This is a genomic window from SAR86 cluster bacterium (assembly GCA_023703535.1).
Lineage (GTDB): Bacteria > Pseudomonadota > Gammaproteobacteria > Magnimaribacterales > TMED112 > TMED112.
Window position 1 is genome coordinate 794,547 of the sequence record CP097967.1, and the last position, 19,290, is coordinate 813,836.

Here is a 19,290-nt window from a genome sequence, read left to right on the forward strand (position 1 = left end):
TTCTGTGAATTATACAAGATAAAGGGACTATTTCCCCTCTTGGGAAATGCTCCAGTTTAATTTTCCTCTACATGCTTCAAAAAAGTCATGTTCTTTCGGATGTATTAATTTAAATTGGCTTTGAGATTTGTGGGCATAGAAAATTCTACTATCTCCTTTTAATGGTATTTCCTCATTTCCATCTAAAATAATAAAACATTCTGTATCTTCAGGATTCTCAACTACTTCTACAGAAATTTTTGAATCGCTAGGAATTATAAGTGGCCTTGCTGAAAGAGATAAGGGATTTAGAGATGTTATTACGAATGCCTCTAATAAAGGAGTAAGTATTGGACCCCCTGCTGAAAGAGAATACGCAGTTGATCCTGTTGCAGTAGAGATAATTAAACCGTCAGCTCTTTTGTTATAAACAAAATTCTGATCTATTTTCACTTCAAATTCGATGAGTTTATAACTTTTTTGAGTGTGAAGAACTATTTCATTGAAAGCACTAAAGCTTTTACCTTCATATTCACATTCTAAAAATTCTCTTTGCTCTATTTGACACTCCCCCTTAAGAACCTCTATTAAAGCACTATCTACATCTCCATATTCTAGATCAGCCATAAATCCAACTTTGCCAAGGTTGATTCCTAGGAAAGGTATTTGCAGATTGTTGAAGCTCTTTGCAGCTGAGAGCATAGAACCATCACCACCAACTACCAAAATAAGATCAAAACTTTTTTCATCTTTAAGTTTGCTTCCAGGTAAAAAAGTTTCAAAACTTACATCATTCTTCGAGAGAATGGTTTGTATTTTTGTTAGTGCTTCTTTTGATTTATTTATATCATAAGCAGCAATTAAAACTTTTTTATATTTGTACATTGAAACAAGATTTTACTGAATTAAAAAAAATACTACAAAAAAATAGCAAATTTACTTTCCTTTCTGGCGCTGGGCTCAGCACTTCATCTGGTCTACCTGACTTTAGATCTGATCCTGATGGTTTCTGGAAAAAAAATACTCCAGTAACTTTTCAAGAATTCCAGAAAAGTGAAATGAGTAGAATTAAGTCTTGGACAAATAACTTTGAAATACTCAATAAAATAAGAAGTAGCTCTCCTTCTAATATGCATAATTTCATTAATAAAATACTCAGCAGAAGACCTGAGAACATACATATTGCTCAAAATATAGATGGACTTCATAGATCTCACAAATTTAAAGATCAAATAGTTGAAATACATGGTTCTGTTCACACTTCTTCATGCCTTTCCTGTAATAAGCAATATGAAACGCTGAAATTTTATGAGGAAAATATCTTAAAACAGCAAAACTCTAACTGTAATAGCTGTAAAGACGGCCTCGTTAAAGTGGATACAATATCTTTCGGACAAGCCTTATCTCAAATATCTTTAAAAAAAGCTCAAGAAGCTTCAGAAAACTGTGATTTTTTCATTGCTATAGGAACTTCACTGAAAGTATCTCCAGCAAATCAGTTTCCCAATATAGCATTACAAAATAATGCAAAACTTATTATTCTTAACAAGGAGGAAACTTCATTTGATAGAAGAGCTCTACTAGTAATTAATGAAGATTTAGAGGAAATTCATGAGCAAATTAACTGAGGAGATAAATAATTTATTGCAAACCTTTAAGAAGTTGAGAGACCCATCACAGGGCTGTCCTTGGGATAAGGAACAAGATTTTAAATCAATAGCTAATTGTTCTATTGAGGAGGCATATGAAGTTGCCGATGCTATTGAAAGAGAGGATTTTAATGATTTAAAAGAAGAATTAGGTGATTTATTTTTTCAAATTATTTTTCATTCGGGCATGGCTGAAGAAAAGAAACTTTTTAATTTTGAAGAAGTTGTTAAAGAATTAAATGATAAATTAATCAGAAGACATCCCCATGTTTTTGACAAGAAGCAAGAAATGAGTGCATCTGAAAGTTTGGAAATTTGGGAGAAAGAAAAAAAGAAGGAAAGAGAGAAAAAAAACTTAATTTCACTGATGGATGATATACCAAAAAATCTTCCAAGCTTAACAAGAGCAAAGAAAATTCAAAAAAGAGCAAAATCTGTTGGTTTTGACTGGCAAAATGAAAGTGATGTTATAAGAAAAATTGATGAAGAGATTGATGAACTAAAAAGAGCAAAGGTTTCTCAAAAAAAAGAGGATATTTCTGAAGAAATTGGTGATCTTTTCTTTACTCTCGTAAATTTATCAAGGCACTATAATCTCGAACCAGAAGATATTATAAGAAAAGCTAATTTGAAGTTTGAAAAAAGATTTAGAAAAATGGAAGATGAAGCAAACAAAACTAAGGTTAACTTAGAAGATCTTGAAATTAATGAGTTAGAAGCATTATGGCAAAAAATTAAATGAAAAGATTTTTCATAGGATCAATTACTTTTGTTTTAGTTTTATTTAATGCTATTTGGATAATATTAGCAGTAACTCCTATAGGACTTTTAAGATTTCTCCCCTCAAGGAGAATAAAAATTGGCGTTCTTAAATTTAATGAAAGACTTGGGGAGTATTATTTAAATGGTAATAAATTTATTCAAGATTTGATGCATAAACCAAAATATCGGGTTGAGGGAATGGAGCACTGCAAAATGGATGTATGGCAATTTACTACAATTAATCACCTAAGTTGGGCTGACATTTTTTTATTTCTTTACTTCACTAATTTTAAAGCTACCTGTCCAAGAATATTTATGAAAGCTGAACTTTGGTGGTTGCCAATAACTTGGGCTGCAAATATTGGTTTAGGTATGCCTTTTGTTAAGCGTAGGAAAAAGGAGGATATTATTAAAAATCCTCAACTTGCTCTCCATGATAAAAACGCAACTATTAAAGCTTGTGAAATTTATAAGCTATTTCCTACAAATGTATGCGGTTTTATTGAAGGCACTAGAATTGATAAAGAAAAATATGATAATTCAAAAAGTAAGTTTAAAAATCTAATGCCTCCAAAAATTGGTGGCATGGGCTATACCCTTGAGGTAATGCCTTACATTGATACTTTGACTGATATTACTTTGATTTATAAATCCTCAAAAAGAACATTTTGGAATTTCTTATGTGGTGATATGAATGAAGCAACTGTGTTGATTAATTCATTTGATATCCCAAATCATTTAAGAGGGAAAGATTATTCCGTTGATAATGAAGGTAGAGAAGAATTTAGAAATTTCCTTGAAGAGATTTGGCAAAAGAAGGATGAAGCAATTGAAAGAGAGAAAAAGAAGTTTGGGATTGAAAAAGTTTTTTAAGTTATCTCTATTAACAATACTAGTAAGTTGTGCAGCAGAAAATAAGCCTGAGGTTAATTATGCTGAGGAATTTAAATCGATTTTAGCAGCCTTTGAAAGTTCTTCTATATTAGATTTAGAGAACTCTTATTTTGAAAAAGAGGATTTTTTAGAGGCTTATCTTGATCAGCTTGATTCACAAAAAAACTATTTTTCCCAAAATGATGTGAGTTTAATTAAAGATTTCAACGAAGAAAATAAAGATATCTTTTTAACATTAAATTTAGCTACTAACTCTTTTTACAATATTTATGAGGAATCGCTTAGAGTCAGGAAAAGTTTGCTCAATAAACATAAGTTTGATTTTGAAAAAATTGAATATGTTGGATTAGAAAATAGAGTTGACTACTTCATTAATGAAGATGAAAGGAAAGATTTTTACAGAAAAATCGTGAAGAACGAATTACTAAATCTTCTTATCGAAGATGAAAATTTCAATGAAGCAAAAAATGTTTTAAATAAAAGATATTCAGACAGAATTTCCTACATTAAGAAAACAAGATCAGAAGATAAATTTTCAGTTTTAGCAAATAATTTCCTTTCACTAATAGATCCTCACGCAACTTATTTCTCAGATAGAGATCTAGATGATTGGAATTTAAGGATGAACTTGTCTTTTGAAGGGATTGGCGCAGTCTTAAGTTATAAAAATGAAACTGCAAGAATTGAAGAGTTAATGTCTGGAGGGCCAGCTCTGAAATCAAAAGAGATAAATGTTGGTGACAAGGTGCTTGCTGTTGGGCAAGGAAAAAAAGGGAAACTTACTAATGTAATTGGATGGAGATTAGATGATATTGTTGAAATTATCAGGGGTGAGGAAGGTAGTTTCGTAAGACTGAAAATCGAAAATGAAAATGAGAAAAAAATAGTTACTCTCGAAAGAGGACAAATTATTTTAGAAGAAAGTGATGTCTCCTCAGAAATTATAAATTATGGTGGAAAAAATCTTGGTTATATAAAAGTTCCGTCTTTTTATAGTGATATTGAATGTTTCAGAAATCAGGGATTCTCATGTAAAAGTGTTTCTTATGATGTAAGAGACTCTTTATTAGAATTTAACAGAAAAGATATCAATGGAATAGTTATAGACCTTCGAAATAATTCTGGTGGATATCTGCATGAAGCCGATCAATTAACAAGACTTTTCATTGATTACGGGCCAACTGTCCAAGTTAAAGGGACTGAAGATGATGTCGATGTTTATACAGCCTGGAGATCAATTAAAACTTGGAATAAGCCAATGATTGTTTTAGTAAATAAATTTTCTGCATCTGCATCTGAAATTTTTGCTGGAGCAATACAAGATTACAACAGGGGTTTAATTATTGGTCAAAATACTTTTGGAAAAGGAAGTGTTCAAGGATTTAAAAAAACAAATCTAGGTCAAATCAAACTTACTGAGTCACTTTATTATCGTGTGACTGGCAAGCCAACTCAGATTTTTGGAGTACAGCCAAATCTTGAAATACCAACTTTACTAGATGTTGAAGAATTTGGAGAAAGCAAATATTCTGCAGCCATTAAACCAACAACAATATCTGAAGCTGCTTTTTTTAAAAAGACAGCAATAAATGAAAGCAAATACAAAAAAATTCTTGATCAAAATATTGCTGAATCTTCATACTATCAATCACTTAGTGATATTAAAAAATCTAGAGGAGTACAAAAGACTAAACTTTCTTTAAATCTTGAGGAAAGAAAGCAGATTTATAAAGACAATAGAGCGAATTCACTAGAATTAGTAAATCAAAGAAGAAGCTTATCTAACCTCGAGCCATTTTCATCATATGAGGACTTTGAGAATTTTATTGATGATGAAGACTTTGAAATCGATGCTGAAATTGATCAATCAGCTAAAATTCTATATGAGATAATTGAGACAAAAATCTAATGAAAATAATATCTTTTAATATCAACGGTATGAGGGCTAGACCACATCAGCTTGAGGAAATAAAGAAAAAATATGATCCAGATGTAATAGCTTTACAAGAAATTAAAGTAAGTGATGAGGATTTTCCTCCTGAAATTCCTGAGAGCTTAGGCTTCAAGTATTTTAATTATGGGCAAAAATCTTTTCATGGTGTTGCGATTTTTTCTAAAGAGGAACCGATTAAAGTAGTCAAGGGCTTAGATGGCGGTAAAGACGAAGAACAAAAAAGATTTATTCAATGTGATTACGAAACTGAAATAGGCACAATTTCAATATGTAATTCCTACTTTCCTCAAGGTGAAAACCGTAAACATCCATTAAAATTTCCCTATAAAGATAGATATTACAAAAGAATTACTGAGTACTTATCAGGGTTAGATAATCATATTGTCCTAACAGGAGATTTTAATATTGCACCAAACCGTAATGACATTGGGATGAATGAGGATGGGATTAAGAGATGGTTACGTGAGGGTCATACTGCCTTTTTACCTGAAGAGCTGGAATGGTATGAAAAACTCACAAATATCGGTCTTAAAGATGTCTGGAGAGAGAAAAATAGTGAATCTCTGAAATGTACCTGGTTTGATTACAGATCTAGAGGCTTCGATCAAAATCCCAAAAGAGGTTTAAGAATTGACCATTTCTTACTTTCTGAAGGACTTCAAGATAAGTATGTTTCATCAGAAATAGATCACGAGATAAGGGCGATGGAAAAGCCATCAGATCACTGTCCTGTCTCTTTAGAAATAAAAGTTTAGCGCAGCCTAAAAAATCTTGTGCTTGCCTTTCAGGATTTCCCAAAACATCATATAGTCGCTAAGCAAGCTGTAAAAGGGATAGGTAAATGTTGCTGGTTTATTTTTTTCAACAAAAAAATGACTTACCCATGCAAATCCATAACCAGAAAGTAAGGCGAAAACAAAATTTATAGGCTCAAGCGTGATGACTAATCTGATAATAAAAAAAATTGAAAGCGCTGTTCCAATAAAATGAAATAGCTTTGTTGTTTTATCTGAATGTTCAGTTAGATAATACGGATAAAATTCTTTTAAAGTTTTATATTTTTTCACAATTAAATTATAACAATCCTTTATTGTATTTTAGTAAAAAAGTTATAGATAAACTAAAATACAAGAATGAAAAATCATCTTATTATAGTCTCAGTCTTATCTCTTCTAAGTGGCTTAATTTTAGCTCAAGAAGATGTTCAAATTATTAAACCAGGTGCGCCTGGACAAAGTAGTGAAATCATTGGAGAAGAACAAGCTATCCAAATTGCTGACTCCTCATACATTAAAGCTGATGTTGACTTTCTGCAGGGTATGATAATGCATCATGAGCAAGCAGTATTAATGTCTTCCTACGTGCAGTCCAGAACAAATTCAAAAAATATTAATGATTTAGCAGGCAGAATTGACGCTTCACAAAAAGATGAAATTGATTTTATGCAATCCTGGTTAAGTGATAGAGATGAAAAAACAATGGGCATGATGAAAATGATGAAAGGTATGGCAACTGATTATCAATTAGAACAATTGAGAGGTTCAGTAGGAGTTGAGTTTGATCGTCAATTTTTACAACTAATGATTAATCACCATGATGGTGCGGTAGAGATGGTTAAAGACCTAAGAGACTATCGTGGTTCGGCCTACGATCCAGTCTTAAATCAATTTGTCTCAGATCTTGTTAATGATCAGGGAGTTGAAATAGAGAGAATGAATCTTCTTCTTACAGGCCTTTCAACTGATCCAAGAGCAGGTTTATCAGCGGGTTTATACACAGCTGAAGAAGCCATTTTAAATTTAGAATTAGTTGCCACATTGAAAAAGCCAACTGGTTTTTATGATCCTAAGAACCCTGAAATGAAAGGTTCAGAAGATGCTGACTCAAAAGATGATGATGAAGTATTAACTATTGAGGAGGCTTCAAGAAAACTAAGATCTCCAATGCTTTCCTTTTCAAATACTGATATGGCATTTAAAGATAATCTTTTGGTAGCTGGTAGTTACCATGGATTTAATATTTATGAACTTCAAGATAATGGCATACCAAACCTCATTACATCAGTAGTTTGTCCAGGAGGACAAGGCGATGTTTCAGTTGTAGAGAATATTTTAATTATGTCTGTTGAAGAAACTAGAGGTCGTGTAGATTGCGGCCTTGATGGAGTTGGACCAGATGCAAGTCCAGAGCGCTTCAGGGGTATTAGAATTTTTGATATCTCAAATATTAAGAAGCCTAAACAAGTAGGTGCCGTCCAAACATGTAGAGGGTCACATACTCACTCTGTGGTTGCTGGACCGACTGCAGATAACAAAATTATTGTTTATAACTCTGGAACAGGGAGAGTTAGAGAAGAGGATGAACTGGATGGATGCATTGGTAATATTGCTGGTGACACTCGCACAGCCTACTTCAGTATTGATGTTATAGAAATCCCTATAAATGATCCTGCGAGCTCAAGAATAGTAAGCAGTCCAAGAGTTTTTGCTGATAATGATAAGGGGATTATTGCTGGCCTGTGGAGAGGCGGTGACCATGGAGACGGAACCCAAGATACAAGACCTACGAATCAATGTCACGATATAACAGTATTTCCTTCTGCAGGAATTGCAGCAGGAGCATGCTCAGGAAATGGAATTTTATTTGATATTTCTGATCCTTATAAACCCACAAGAATAGATGCAGTAACAGATCCAGGTTTTGCTTACTGGCATTCAGCAACATTCAATAATGACGGTACTAAAGTTGTATTTACAGATGAATGGGGTGGCGGTGGTCGAGCAAGATGCCGAGCTTGGGATCCACTTACATGGGGTGCAGATGCAATCTACGATATTGTTGATGGCAAACTAATATTTAAAAGTCATTATAAGATGCCAGCTCCACAATCAGAATCAGAAAATTGTGTTGCACATAATGGCTCAATCATTCCAATTCCTAACAGAGATATATTTGTTCAAGCTTGGTATCAAGGCGGGATGTCAATAATGGACTTTACTGACTCATCTAACCCAGTGGAAATAGCTTATTTTGATAGAGGTCCAATTTTTAAAGATACTCTTACGACTGGTGGATATTGGTCAACATATTTCTATGAAGGGTTCATTTACGGAACTGAAATAACAAGAGGTTTAGATGTTTTTAAACTAAAGCCTAGTGAATTTTTAAGTAAGGAAGAGATAGCAGCAGCAGCTAAAGCTCGACCAGTACTTGGTCCAGATAGAGTGTTTAATCCACAACAACAAGTTCCACTGACTTGGCCTGCAGGCTTGCAATAATTTTTCATTTCTTATAATTTTTTTATATAAGGAAAATTATGAAAAAACTTTTTTTTACATTACTTGTTATTGCAACATCTATGATTTCTTTTGCTGATGATCATAAAGAAAAAAAAGATGTTGATATGAAAAAAATAAAGAGTGAATTAGGTTACTGGGAAGCTAAAGATTGCAAGGCAGTCAGTGATGCTGCTGGCTTAATGCTTTACCTTTCTTATCAAAGTTTAGAAGATTCTGATAAGTTTAAAAAAGAGGGTAATAAAAGAAAGGCAGATGAGCTTGCAAGTGAAGGTGTTGTCTTGGCTCAGCTTGCAGCTGATTATGCAACTACTTTTAGTGCTTTTTGCAAATAAAAATTAAAGACGAATTGTTAAACCAACTCTGAAGTTCCAAAAATCATCATCGCCACTAATGCTGGTTGGTCTTTGAGCATCTAAAGGGGTAAATGAACTCGCAACTCCTATGTTCCAATTTTCACTAATGTCATAGTGAAAACCAAAACTAAAAGTTTGTGTTGTGCCACTTGAATAAATAGTTACCATTTCTCTTCCTATTTCAAGAGGTGCGTCTATTTCAACAAAGTTATCCAGGTTACTAGTTGCAAAAGATATCCAAGGATGAATTTCAGATGAGCTATTAAAGGATAGAAAAAGCTCTGCTCCCTCATGATCCATTTGTAATTTATCATCTGACAGACCTACACATCCAGAGTTATTCTGAGGAGTATAAGGAGCGTATTTAATTTTATCTTCGTCGCATGTGACACTTGCTACTGCCCCTCCTCTTAGTAAAAATAAACGTAATCCCAAAGCAACTTTTTCATTATTTATCAATGGCCTTGATAATGCAGCACCCCATAACCCAACTGGCTTAGCGCCATCAATTTCAAGGGGTGGCGTCCATGACATTTCGGCGTTTAAATTCCAAGGTAATCCAAAATTTGCTCTTAATCTTCCAAAGGCAGGAGATTTATTTAAATCTTCATCTTTCAAACCGCCGAAGCCAATTTTTTGCTGCTCTTCAGTAAGATGAGGTATAGAGCTAAGCTCTGCTGAAATTGAAATATCACCAAAATCTACTGAGTGAGGTGGCATTTGCCCCAGATTTTGTGCTGAAGTTGTCATGAAAGCCATGCCCCATCCTTCTGGGCTATCAATATCAACCTCCTGATTGCTAAATAGAAAATTCGAAAATAATACTGCAAAAATTAATTTAAATTTTTTCATATGAATGCTTAATAAAAATTGGATTATATTTGTTACCTATTTTTGAATATTTTGTCACAATAAATTTAGATAATAAAATTAATCATAGGAGAAAGTATGACAAAATTTTTAATACAGTTTTCTTTAATTTTTTGTATTTCTATTTTGGCGGATGATCATATAGATGCAAATGCAAAATTTTCTGAGTGTAAGGGTAAGGTGGCGAACTACTATTTATCAAATTTGATAGATGGTGGTAGTGTTGAAGGATGGCTCAAAGCAGCCGCAATGCATGAAAAATACTATAACGATCGTAACTTTAAGGTTGAGGTACTTACCGAAATGCAATATTCAGTTGATGAAGATGGTAATGTTTCCGATAAATTTGTATCTCTCGATACTTTAGTTGTTTGGAATAGTCTTAGTGCTAGAAATGAATTTCAAAAATATTTGGATAATAGAAGTTCTGAGCAAATAGAGAAGGATGAAAAAGAATTTTCTGCTTTTGTAAATCTTTATGAAAAGAATACAAAAGTTACTGAAAGAAAAAGACTCTGCATGTTATAGGCAAATTTTTATTCCCACTCAATAGTTGCTGGTGGTTTGGAAGTTACATCGTACACTACCCTACTTATACCACCTACTTCGTTAACTATTCGTGTTGAGACGTGTTGAATGAATTCATTTGGTAGATTAGAGACATTTGCTGTCATAAAATCTGTTGTTTCTACAGATCTCAAACCAATCACATCTGCGTAAATTCTATTATCTCCCACCACCCCAACGGATTTTATTGGCAAATAGAAAGCATACGCTTGGCTAGCTTGATCATAAAGGTCATGCTTTTTAAGCTCAGATAAAAAGATATGATCTGCTTCTCTTAACTTCTCACATCTCTCCTCAGTTATTTCACCGATTATTCTTATGCCTAAACCAGGTCCAGGAAATGGATGTCTGCCTATTATTTCATTAGGTAGATCAATTGCCTTGCCAATTTTTCTAACCTCATCTTTAAACAACATCCTAAATGGTTCCAGCAATTTAAGATTCATCCTCTCTGGCAAACCCCCAACATTATGATGGGACTTTATTACTTTAGCTTTTGATTTTGAATTACCGGCAGACTCTATGACATCAGGATAAATTGTACCTTGTGCAAGCCAAACAATATCCTCATAGTTCTTTGCTTGCTCCTCAAAGACTTCGATAAAGGTTTTGCCAATTATTTTTCGTTTTTCTTCTGGATCTTTAATGCCTTTAAGGGCGCTAAGAAATCTATCCTGTGCATTAACTAGATTAACTTCAAGGCCAATCTTTTCTGCTAGATTCTGGACGACATTTTGAGCCTCATTTTTTCTTAAAAGGCCATGATCAACCATTACACAAATGAGTCTTTCACCTAAACTTTTGTAAAGCACACTAGCCAACACAGTAGAATCAACACCACCACTTAAAGCTAATAAAACTTTGCCATCTTGTACTTTTGTATCTACTTCATCAGCAATAGTTTTTAAAATATCCTCTTCAGTCCATCTTCTCTCTACATCACATTCTTTAATAAAGTTATCTATAATTTCTAATCCTTTTTTTGTATGTGTTACTTCAGGATGGAACTGAAGTCCGAAATATTTTTTTTCACTGTTTTCAAATGCTGCTATTGGTGAATTATCAGATACCGCCACTGTCTCGTAACCATCTGGTAAAGAAGTCACTTTGTCGCCATGAGACATCCAAACATCTAAATTCTTATCTAAATTAGAAAATAAAGATGATTTATTTTGAAGAGAGACCTGTGCATAACCAAATTCTTTCTTCCCTTCATTCTCAACACTCCCCCCTTCCTGAAAAGCTAGAACCTGCATCCCATAACAGATTCCTAAGACTGGTTTATTCGAATTAAAAATAGATTCATTAATAGTTGGATTTCCCTCTATATTTGATGTTTCCGGGCCTCCAGATAAGATGAAACCTTGTACTTCATCTAGTGCAGGAAGCTCATCCCAAGGGCAGACTTCTGAGTAAACTTTTAATTCTCTAAGTCTGCGTGCGATGAGTTGAGTGTATTGAGAGCCAAAATCAACAACTAAGATTTTTTCCATTAATCTGCTCTATAATTTGGTGCCTCTTTGGTAATGCTGACGTCATGAACATGACTCTCTAAAACACCAGATCTAGTAATTTTTTGGAATTGTACTTTCTTCTTTAATTCTTCAATATTTTTTGATCCTGTATAGCCCATGCCCTGTCTTAGACCGCCCTCTAACTGATACACAACATCTTTTAACCAACCTCTAAAAGGCACCCTACCCTCTATTCCTTCAGGAACTAGTTTATCTGTATCGATATCTTCACCTTGCATATATCTATTTGCATCTGTTCTTTTTGACATAGCGCCGATTGAACCCATGCCTCTATAAGTTTTAAAACTTCTGCCCTGATATAACTCAACCTCTCCTGGCGCTTCCTCTGTTCCAGCCAGTGCACTGCCTAACATTACTGAATCTGCTCCAGCTCCAATAGCTTTTACAATATCTCCAGAAAATCTTACTCCACCATCAGATATAACTGGAATATCTTTAGCTGCTTGCACAACATTTAACACAGCTGATAGTTGCGGGACTCCAACTCCAGCAATTATTCTAGTAGTACAGATTGATCCCGGACCAACACCTACCTTCACTGCATCTACTCCCGCATCAATTAGTGCTTTTGCACCTTCTGCAGTAGCAACATTACCACCAATAATTTCAATCTTTGGAAATTTCTTTTTTACTTCCTTTACAGCATTTATAACTCCTTCAGAGTCACCGTGGGCACTATCTAGAACAAATACATCTACACCTGCTGCTGAGAGCTTTTCTGCTCTTTCCATTAAATCACTACTTACTCCAAGTGCAGCACCAACAATGAGTCTTCCTTCAGAGTCTCTTGAAGCCAAAGGATAATCGATAGATTTTTCAATATCTTTCATTGTTATCATTCCCGAGAGTTTATTGTGATCATCTAAAATAAGGACTTTCTCAATTCTATTTTTGTACATAAGTGATTTAACAACATCCTGACTTTCTCCTTCTTTTACAGTTATAAGTTTTTCTTTGGGAGTCATAATTTCTGCAACTGTCTGTTCCATATCTCTCGCATATCTAAAATCTCTGCCAGTCACAATTCCCTTTAATTCATCCTCATCGACTACCGGCATACCTGATATATTTAACTCAGAAGTAAGCTGTTTAAGTTCCTCTATGGTATTGCTACTTTTAATTGTTATAGGATCTTTCACTATTCCACTCTCAAACTTCTTAACTTTTTTAACTTCTAATGCCTGCTCATCAGGAGAGTTATTTTTATGAATTATTCCTATACCGCCAAGAGAAGCTAGTGCAATTGCCATTTTGGATTCTGTAACCGTATCCATAGCAGCGGAACAAAAGGGAAGATTTAAAGAAATGTTTTTTGTAAATCTAGATTTGAGTAAAACTTGTTTAGGTAGGACATCAGAGTGCATTGGTAAAACCAATACGTCGTCAAAAGTTAATGCTTCTGCAAGTACCTTTTCCATAATATAGTATATAACAAATGGTATTTTGATTCCATATGGCCTTTAAGTTAGCGGTATTTTTAATGTTGGGAAGTATTCTCGCAAGCTGGGGAACTTATATTTATGATAATTATAGATTTCTTACTACAACAAGTTACAAAAAGATACTTACTGCTAGATCAAAGTGCGATCACTGTGAAAAACAACTTAAATTAATCAATTTAATTCCTTTTTTCTCTTATATTTTTCAACGAGGTAAATCATCTTGCTGCAACAAACCAATCAGCAGGAAATATTTCTACATAGAAAGTTTGGGAATTTTAGTTGGTGCGATAATGGCCTTTTTTGATCAAATAAGCGTTGGCCTTCTCATAAGTTTATTAATATTTTTAATCTTCTTGGATGAAAGGTATAAAGAAATTCCGATTACACTCAACTTGCTAATTATTATATTGGTGACTATTAGCATTCCTAATATTTCTCTAAATAATTTTGTTGCTCCTTTAATTGTTATGGCCTTTCTTTTATTGATTTACTTTGGGTTTTTGTTAATAAAAAAGAAAGAGGGAGTGGGCTTAGGAGACATCATACTTATTTTCAGCATCTCTCTTTTCATTGGCTTCCCTAATATTCTTTATTTAATAACCATTGCCTCATCATTACTACTTTTAAAAATAATATTCACCCAAAAGTATAAAGAGCAGCATGCATTTGGCTCATGGCTAGCTGGAGTATTTTTGACTTTTATTTTATTCCAAGAATTTTATGTGTTTGAAGGCTCAGTGACCATCTAGGATTTTGCATACAAAAATCTAAAGAGGCTTTTAAATTTTTCGAATAACTCTTTGAATCCATTGGTTGAATATAAAAATCATCAAAATCAAAACTCATAAAATCATTGGGATCATAATTTTCTTGGGGATGAATAACTTTTATTTCGTTTCCTGATTTAAGCTTTATATTTGTATTGGCTTTTGGACTCATACAAATCCAATCTATACCTTTAGGAGCTGGAAGAGTGCCATTCGTTTCGATAGCAATATAAAAACCTTCCTCTTTAAACGCAGAAATTAAATCACTATCAAGTTGAAGTAAAGGCTCACCGCCCGTACATAAAACTCTTATTTGTTTTGATGTGCTTAACCATAGCAATTTAACTCTTTTTATAAGTTCTTTTGCAGAGTAAACGCCTCCATTAATACCATCTGTCCCATAAAAATCTGTATCACAGAACTTACAAATTGCTGAAGCTCTATTTTTTTCTTTGCCACTCCACAAGTTACAGCCAGAAAACCTTACAAAGACAAAGTCTTTTCCAGTATTAGTTCCCTCTCCTTGTTGTGTGAAGAAAATTTCTTTAATTTTATAGGTCATAATGGATCTTCGATATTATTGATTTTAAATGCATTTTGCCTCTCTAGACATGCGCTACACTTACCGCAAGGATTCTCTTTTCCCTCATAGCAAGTCCAGGCTTTAGAATAATCTAAATCCATATTTAGACCCTCTTTTATAATTTCACCTTTAGTCATTCCCTTAAAGGGAGCTTCAAAAATAATTTCATGGTAATCACAAATTTTTAATACTTCTCCTAGTTTTGAAATAAATTCTGGTCGACAGTCTGGATAAATTTCATGATCGCCAGCATGTGCTGCATACCATAGATATTGAAGTTTATTCTTTATAGCTAGTGATGCAGCAATCGAAATCATTATCATATTTCTGTTTGGCACAATGGTTTGTTTCATTTTTTCTTTATCATAGTTCCCTTCAGGGATTTTTGAATCACCTACTAAGGCAGAGTTTGAAAGTAAATCAGCAATATCAAGTTTTACTACTTTGTGATTTATACCTAATTCAAGACAATTATTCTTTGCGTAATCAATTTCTTTTTTATGCTTTTGACCATAATCAAAAGTGATAGCCTCGACCTTTTTGAAATTTTGAAGTGCTTTATTTAAAAGAGTATATGAATCCAGTCCACCTGAATAAACTACTAATGCACTACTCATGCAAGGGAATCTGTTTTGGCAGCACAAATAAAATCATTTTTATGTAGCCCTTCTATTTTATGGCTCCACCAATACACGGTAACTTTACCCCACTCAAGAATGATTTTAGGATGATGATCTTCTTCATCTGCCATTTCTGCAACTTTTTTAGTAAAGTCAACAGCCTCCATATATGATGAGAATTTAAAATCTTTAACAAGTTTTTCTACTCCGTCATCCAAAATATTCCAATCTGGCAATTCTTTTAAAAAAGTCTTTTTTTCGTCATCAGTAACCTTTGGGGCTCCAATTCTGCAAGCTTCACACTTATTATTCTCAAGCATCTTAAAAATATGGTTTAGTTAGATTTTTTGGATCTAACAGAGTTTCAAGTTCACTTCTTTCAATCGTTGTCATTTCTTCTGCCACGTCTATTATTGAGCGCTTTTCTTTATAGGCCTTTTTTGCAATTTCTGCAGCTTTTTTATAACCAATGACCCTATTAAGAGCTGTTACAAGTATTGGATTTCTATTTAAATTTTCTGAAACATTCTTTTCGTTTACTTTGAAAGTTTTTATACATTTTTTTGCCAGTAATGGCATTGCATTACCAAGTAAATTTATGCTTTTAAGAAGGTTGTAGGCAATAACAGGAAGCATTACATTCAGTTGGAAATTTCCACTTTGGGCAGCAATTGATATTGTTAAATCATTCCCGATTACATCTGCACTTGCCATAGCAACAGCCTCTGGAATGACAGGATTAACCTTTCCTGGCATTATGCTGCTACCAGGCTGCAATGCTTCAAGCTCTATGTCTGATAAACCAGTTAAAGGGCCGCTATTCATCCATCTCAAATCATTAGAAATCTTCATCAGAGCAAGTGCTAAATTTTTAAGAGCACTTGATGCTTCTGCTGCAACATCTTGTGCCGCTAAATGCTGATAAAAATTGCTTGCTGGTTTCACGCTTATACCAATTGTTTTTTTCACTTCTTGGCAAAAAACTTTTGGAAAGTCTTTATGTGAATTTATACCGGTTCCAATTGCTGTACCTCCTTGAGGCAGCTCAGAAAGTCTTTTAAAGGAGGAATTAAGTGAATTTTTACAACCTCTAAGCTGAGCAGACCAGGCAGAAAGTTCTTGAGAAAATTCTATTGGCATTGCATCCATAAGATGTGTTCTGCCAGTTTTTACTACTCCTTTTAACTTTACCTCCTTCTTATCAATTTCCTTAATCAAAACATCCAGTCCAGGTAGTAATAATTCTTTCATATCTAACAATGCGCTAATGCATATAGCTGTAGGGATAGTGTCATTGCTGCTTTGACTCATATTCACCTCATCATTAGGGCTAATTTGATCCCTTAATTTTGCAGAGGCTAAATTAGCTATAACTTCATTTGCATTCATATTTGTGCTCGTTCCAGAACCTGTTTGAAAAATATCAATAGGAAAATGATCATCAACATCTCCATTTATTACTTTTTTTGCTGCTGATTTTATTGCTTCGCTTTTTTTGTTATTTAGAATTCCTAGATCATTGTTTGCAATAGCTGCAGAATATTTAATTACACCTAAAGCTTTTAAAAAGGAGCGACCAAAAGGAAATTTAAATTTAATTCCACTTATGGGGAAATTCTCAATAGCACGTTGTGTTTGTGCTCCCCATAACGCATCTTTTGGGACTTTAATCTCACCAAGACTGTCAGTCTCGACTCTAGTTTTTAGATTTTTACTCATGATTTCTTATGAATTATAATTTATTATAAATCCATATGGCTACTGCAGATAATTTAGATACACCTATTGCTAAGAAAATTGATCTTTCCAAGGGTAAACTACCTTTTAAAGGTAAGGGTCTTTCTGGTTGCGTAGACATAAATTCAAAATCAATTGAAGAGCAAAGAAGATATGGTGTGGAGCGTCTTGCAGCTGCATACAGAATATTTTCAAGTCACGGATTTGACCTTGGTTTAGTAGGCCATATCTCTTTCAGAGATCCAGAATTTAAAGATTGCTTTTGGATAAACCCACTCGGATATCATTTTTCACAAATGAAGGTTTCTGACCTTTGTTTAATGAATCAAAATGGTGAATTAGTTTATGGAAAAGAAAGAACAGGAGATGCTGCACAATCGATTCACTCTAATATCTATAAGAGTAGACCTGATATAAATGCGGTAGCACATGCTCACCCAATGTATGGCAAAACATTTTCTACACTTAACAAAGAACTGAAACCAATCACTCAAGACTCATGCGCATTTTATAAGAGAACTGCAACATTCACAGATTATGATGGAGTGGCAAATGGACCTGACGAGGGAATTAATATCGCGAAAGCTCTAGCTGACAAAGATTTTCTTATCTTGCAGAATCATGGAATATTGACAACTGGAACTATGGTTGAGACAACGCTTTGGTATTTTCTTAACATGGAAGAGGCATGCAAATCTCAACTGCTAGCTGAAGCGGTTGGAGAGCCGATTGTTATTCCTGATAAAGTTGCAATTCACACTAGAGACTACGTTGCAAATGACTTATCTGCTTTTGCAAGTATCCAGCCTCTTCTAGATGTTCTTTGGGAAAAAGAGCCAGAATTTTTAGATTAAGTAATTACAGCTTGAACTTCTAAATATTCCTCTAGTCCAAAAGTGCCGTGCTCCCTTCCATTACCGGACATTTTAAATCCTCCAAATGGTGCAGGATAATCCCCACGCGAAATCCGATTGACTATTACTTGTCCGGCTCGAATTCTTTTAGCTATTTCATGTCCTTTGTCTATATCGGAGCAAGAAACCATACTCGATAATCCATACGGAGTATCATTGGCAATTTCGACTGCCTCATCTATGTCTTTATATGGAATTAGGCAAATAACTGGACCAAATATTTCTTCCTGAGCTATTTGCATTTCATTTTTAACATTTGTGAAAATTGTAGGCTTAACATAAAAACCCTTGTCTAATCCATCTGGCCTGTCAACTCCACCTAAGGCTAATTCAGCTCCTTCATCTATACCTTTCTGAATTAGTGCTTGCACCTTCTCAAATTGTGTTTTATTTGAGATAGGGCCTAAAAAAGTTTCTTCATTATTAGGATCTCCAGTTTTCATTTTCTGTGTTGCAATGCATGCATATTCTGTTGCCTCTTTGATCAAATTTTCAGGTATGAGCATTCTTGTAGGTGATGAGCATGACTGGCCAGTGTTGAAAAAGCATTGCTTGATTCCCATTTCAACAGCTTTTTCTAAATCTGCATCTTCAAGGATTATATTTGGAGATTTTCCCCCTAATTCTAATGAGACCCTTTTGATATTGTCTGCAGCATGTTTTTGTATATCAATACCAGCTCGAGTTGAACCGGTGAAAGATATCATCTCTAAATCATCGTGTTGGCTCATTGCTCTACCAACAATATCTCCTCTACCATGTATAAGATTAAAAATTCCTTTTGGTAAAGAAGTCTTATCAACAACTTCAGCAAGAAGATGAGCTGCACCAGGTGTTATTTCACTAGGCTTAATTACAAATGATGTCCCTGCAGCAATTGCCGAAGCAACTTTAGTACACATTTGATTTAGTGGCCAATTCCATGGAGTTATCATTCCAACTGGACCAATTGGTAATTTATTTAAAGTAATATTGTCATGCTTTTCATCAAAATCGAAGGTCTCTAAAACTGTTAAAGTATTTTTGAAATGGATTGTTCCACTACCAAATTGAGCTCCATAAGATATTTTTTTTGGTGCACCCATTTCTTTTGATATTGCATCAGCAAATTCTTGTCTTCTTGATTCCATTCCCTCAATGATTTCACTAAGAATTTTCTTTCTTTCCTCAATAGATAGTTTTGAGGCAATTTCAAAGCTGTTCTTCGCAGAAGCAACTGCGGCATCTACATCCTTTTTGCTTCCGGAAATTACATATCCAATAATCTCCTCAGTTGATGGGTTTATTAAATCAATTTTTTCATCGCCATCAGGAGTGATGAATTCACCATTGATGTAAAACTTATCTATATCCATGTGTCTATTT

The 19,290-nt window shown here is 34.0% G+C and carries 20 protein-coding genes; 10 read left to right on the top strand and 10 right to left on the bottom strand.

Annotated features, from left to right (window positions below; translation table 11 throughout):
- Positions 1–27: 27 nt before the first annotated feature.
- Positions 28–864, bottom strand: a complete 837-nt coding sequence (locus tag M9B42_04120; protein ID URQ63962.1) for an NAD(+)/NADH kinase — start codon at positions 862–864, stop codon at positions 28–30.
- Between M9B42_04120 and M9B42_04125 the strand changes: the two genes are divergently transcribed.
- Genes M9B42_04125 through xthA form a run of 5 tightly spaced genes read left to right on the top strand, consistent with a single transcriptional unit; the run spans position 864 to position 5,993 of the window.
- Complete coding sequence (locus tag M9B42_04125) at positions 864–1,607, top strand: NAD-dependent deacetylase (protein URQ63963.1); 744 nt, start codon at positions 864–866, stop codon at positions 1,605–1,607. The genes M9B42_04120 and M9B42_04125 overlap by 1 nt on opposite strands.
- Positions 1,591–2,370: a nucleoside triphosphate pyrophosphohydrolase gene (mazG, locus tag M9B42_04130; GenBank protein ID URQ63964.1), complete on the top strand. Its 780-nt coding sequence runs from the start codon at positions 1,591–1,593 to the stop codon at positions 2,368–2,370. The genes M9B42_04125 and mazG overlap by 17 nt, the downstream gene beginning before the upstream one ends.
- Positions 2,367–3,263, top strand: a complete 897-nt coding sequence (locus tag M9B42_04135) for an acetyltransferase (protein ID URQ63965.1) — start codon at positions 2,367–2,369, stop codon at positions 3,261–3,263. Before mazG ends, M9B42_04135 begins: the two co-directional genes overlap by 4 nt.
- On the top strand, positions 3,247–5,193 hold the full coding sequence (locus tag M9B42_04140) for a S41 family peptidase (GenBank protein ID URQ63966.1): 1,947 nt from the start codon (positions 3,247–3,249) through the stop codon (positions 5,191–5,193). The genes M9B42_04135 and M9B42_04140 overlap by 17 nt, the downstream gene beginning before the upstream one ends.
- A complete protein-coding gene (xthA, locus tag M9B42_04145) occupies positions 5,193–5,993 on the top strand; it encodes an exodeoxyribonuclease III (GenBank protein URQ63967.1) in 801 nt (266 codons plus the stop codon). Before M9B42_04140 ends, xthA begins: the two co-directional genes overlap by 1 nt.
- A 6-nt stretch (positions 5,994–5,999) precedes the next feature.
- Here xthA and M9B42_04150 read toward each other — a convergent pair whose 3' ends face one another.
- Complete coding sequence (locus M9B42_04150; protein URQ64794.1) at positions 6,000–6,308, bottom strand: DUF962 domain-containing protein; 309 nt, start codon at positions 6,306–6,308, stop codon at positions 6,000–6,002.
- 63 nt (positions 6,309–6,371) lie between these two features.
- Here M9B42_04150 and M9B42_04155 point away from each other — a divergent pair, with 63 nt between their 5' ends.
- Positions 6,372–8,516, top strand: coding sequence for a DUF305 domain-containing protein (locus tag M9B42_04155; GenBank protein ID URQ63968.1), 2,145 nt, complete (start codon positions 6,372–6,374; stop codon positions 8,514–8,516).
- Between the two features lie 38 nt (positions 8,517–8,554).
- On the top strand, positions 8,555–8,869 hold the full coding sequence (locus M9B42_04160; GenBank protein URQ63969.1) for a hypothetical protein: 315 nt from the start codon (positions 8,555–8,557) through the stop codon (positions 8,867–8,869).
- Positions 8,870–8,872: 3 nt separating this feature from the next.
- On the opposite strand, the gene M9B42_04165 is transcribed toward M9B42_04160, so the two are convergent.
- Positions 8,873–9,742 (bottom strand): hypothetical protein, encoded by an 870-nt coding sequence (locus M9B42_04165; GenBank protein URQ63970.1) that lies wholly within the window; start codon positions 9,740–9,742, stop codon positions 8,873–8,875.
- A 96-nt stretch (positions 9,743–9,838) separates the two neighbouring features.
- On the opposite strand from M9B42_04165, the gene M9B42_04170 reads away from it, so the two are divergent.
- Complete coding sequence (locus tag M9B42_04170) at positions 9,839–10,288, top strand: hypothetical protein (GenBank protein URQ63971.1); 450 nt, start codon at positions 9,839–9,841, stop codon at positions 10,286–10,288.
- 8 nt (positions 10,289–10,296) lie between these two features.
- On the opposite strand, the gene guaA is transcribed toward M9B42_04170, so the two are convergent.
- Entirely contained in the window at positions 10,297–11,820 is a 1,524-nt protein-coding gene (gene guaA / locus M9B42_04175) for a glutamine-hydrolyzing GMP synthase (GenBank protein URQ63972.1), read from the bottom strand.
- The gene (guaB, locus tag M9B42_04180; GenBank protein ID URQ64795.1) at positions 11,820–13,283 is read right to left on the bottom strand and encodes an IMP dehydrogenase; all 1,464 of its coding nucleotides are present in this window, start codon (positions 13,281–13,283) and stop codon (positions 11,820–11,822) included. The genes guaA and guaB overlap by 1 nt, the downstream gene beginning before the upstream one ends.
- A 32-nt stretch (positions 13,284–13,315) precedes the next feature.
- Between guaB and M9B42_04185 the strand changes: the two genes are divergently transcribed.
- A complete protein-coding gene (locus M9B42_04185) occupies positions 13,316–14,053 on the top strand; it encodes a prepilin peptidase (GenBank protein URQ63973.1) in 738 nt (245 codons plus the stop codon).
- Here the strand turns inward: M9B42_04185 and queE are convergent.
- From queE to M9B42_04205, 4 genes are read right to left on the bottom strand one after another with little or no spacing between them, the layout of a single operon-like run.
- Positions 14,004–14,633 carry a 7-carboxy-7-deazaguanine synthase gene (gene queE, locus M9B42_04190; protein URQ63974.1) on the bottom strand — a complete coding sequence of 210 codons (630 nt, stop codon included), beginning with the start codon at positions 14,631–14,633 and terminating at the stop codon, positions 14,004–14,006. The genes M9B42_04185 and queE overlap by 50 nt on opposite strands.
- On the bottom strand, positions 14,630–15,271 hold the full coding sequence (gene queC / locus M9B42_04195) for a 7-cyano-7-deazaguanine synthase QueC (GenBank protein ID URQ63975.1): 642 nt from the start codon (positions 15,269–15,271) through the stop codon (positions 14,630–14,632). The genes queE and queC overlap by 4 nt, the downstream gene beginning before the upstream one ends.
- Positions 15,268–15,594 (bottom strand): 4a-hydroxytetrahydrobiopterin dehydratase, encoded by a 327-nt coding sequence (locus tag M9B42_04200; GenBank protein URQ63976.1) that lies wholly within the window; start codon positions 15,592–15,594, stop codon positions 15,268–15,270. The genes queC and M9B42_04200 overlap by 4 nt, the downstream gene beginning before the upstream one ends.
- A 1-nt stretch (position 15,595) precedes the next feature.
- Positions 15,596–16,993 carry a class II fumarate hydratase gene (locus M9B42_04205; GenBank protein URQ63977.1) on the bottom strand — a complete coding sequence of 466 codons (1,398 nt, stop codon included), beginning with the start codon at positions 16,991–16,993 and terminating at the stop codon, positions 15,596–15,598.
- A gap of 35 nt (positions 16,994–17,028) precedes the next feature.
- Between M9B42_04205 and M9B42_04210 the strand changes: the two genes are divergently transcribed.
- Positions 17,029–17,865 (top strand): class II aldolase/adducin family protein, encoded by an 837-nt coding sequence (locus tag M9B42_04210; protein URQ63978.1) that lies wholly within the window; start codon positions 17,029–17,031, stop codon positions 17,863–17,865.
- On the opposite strand, the gene M9B42_04215 is transcribed toward M9B42_04210, so the two are convergent.
- A complete protein-coding gene (locus M9B42_04215) occupies positions 17,862–19,280 on the bottom strand; it encodes an aldehyde dehydrogenase family protein (GenBank protein URQ63979.1) in 1,419 nt (472 codons plus the stop codon). The two genes, M9B42_04210 and M9B42_04215, sit on opposite strands and share 4 nt — an antisense overlap.
- Positions 19,281–19,290 lie beyond the last annotated feature (10 nt).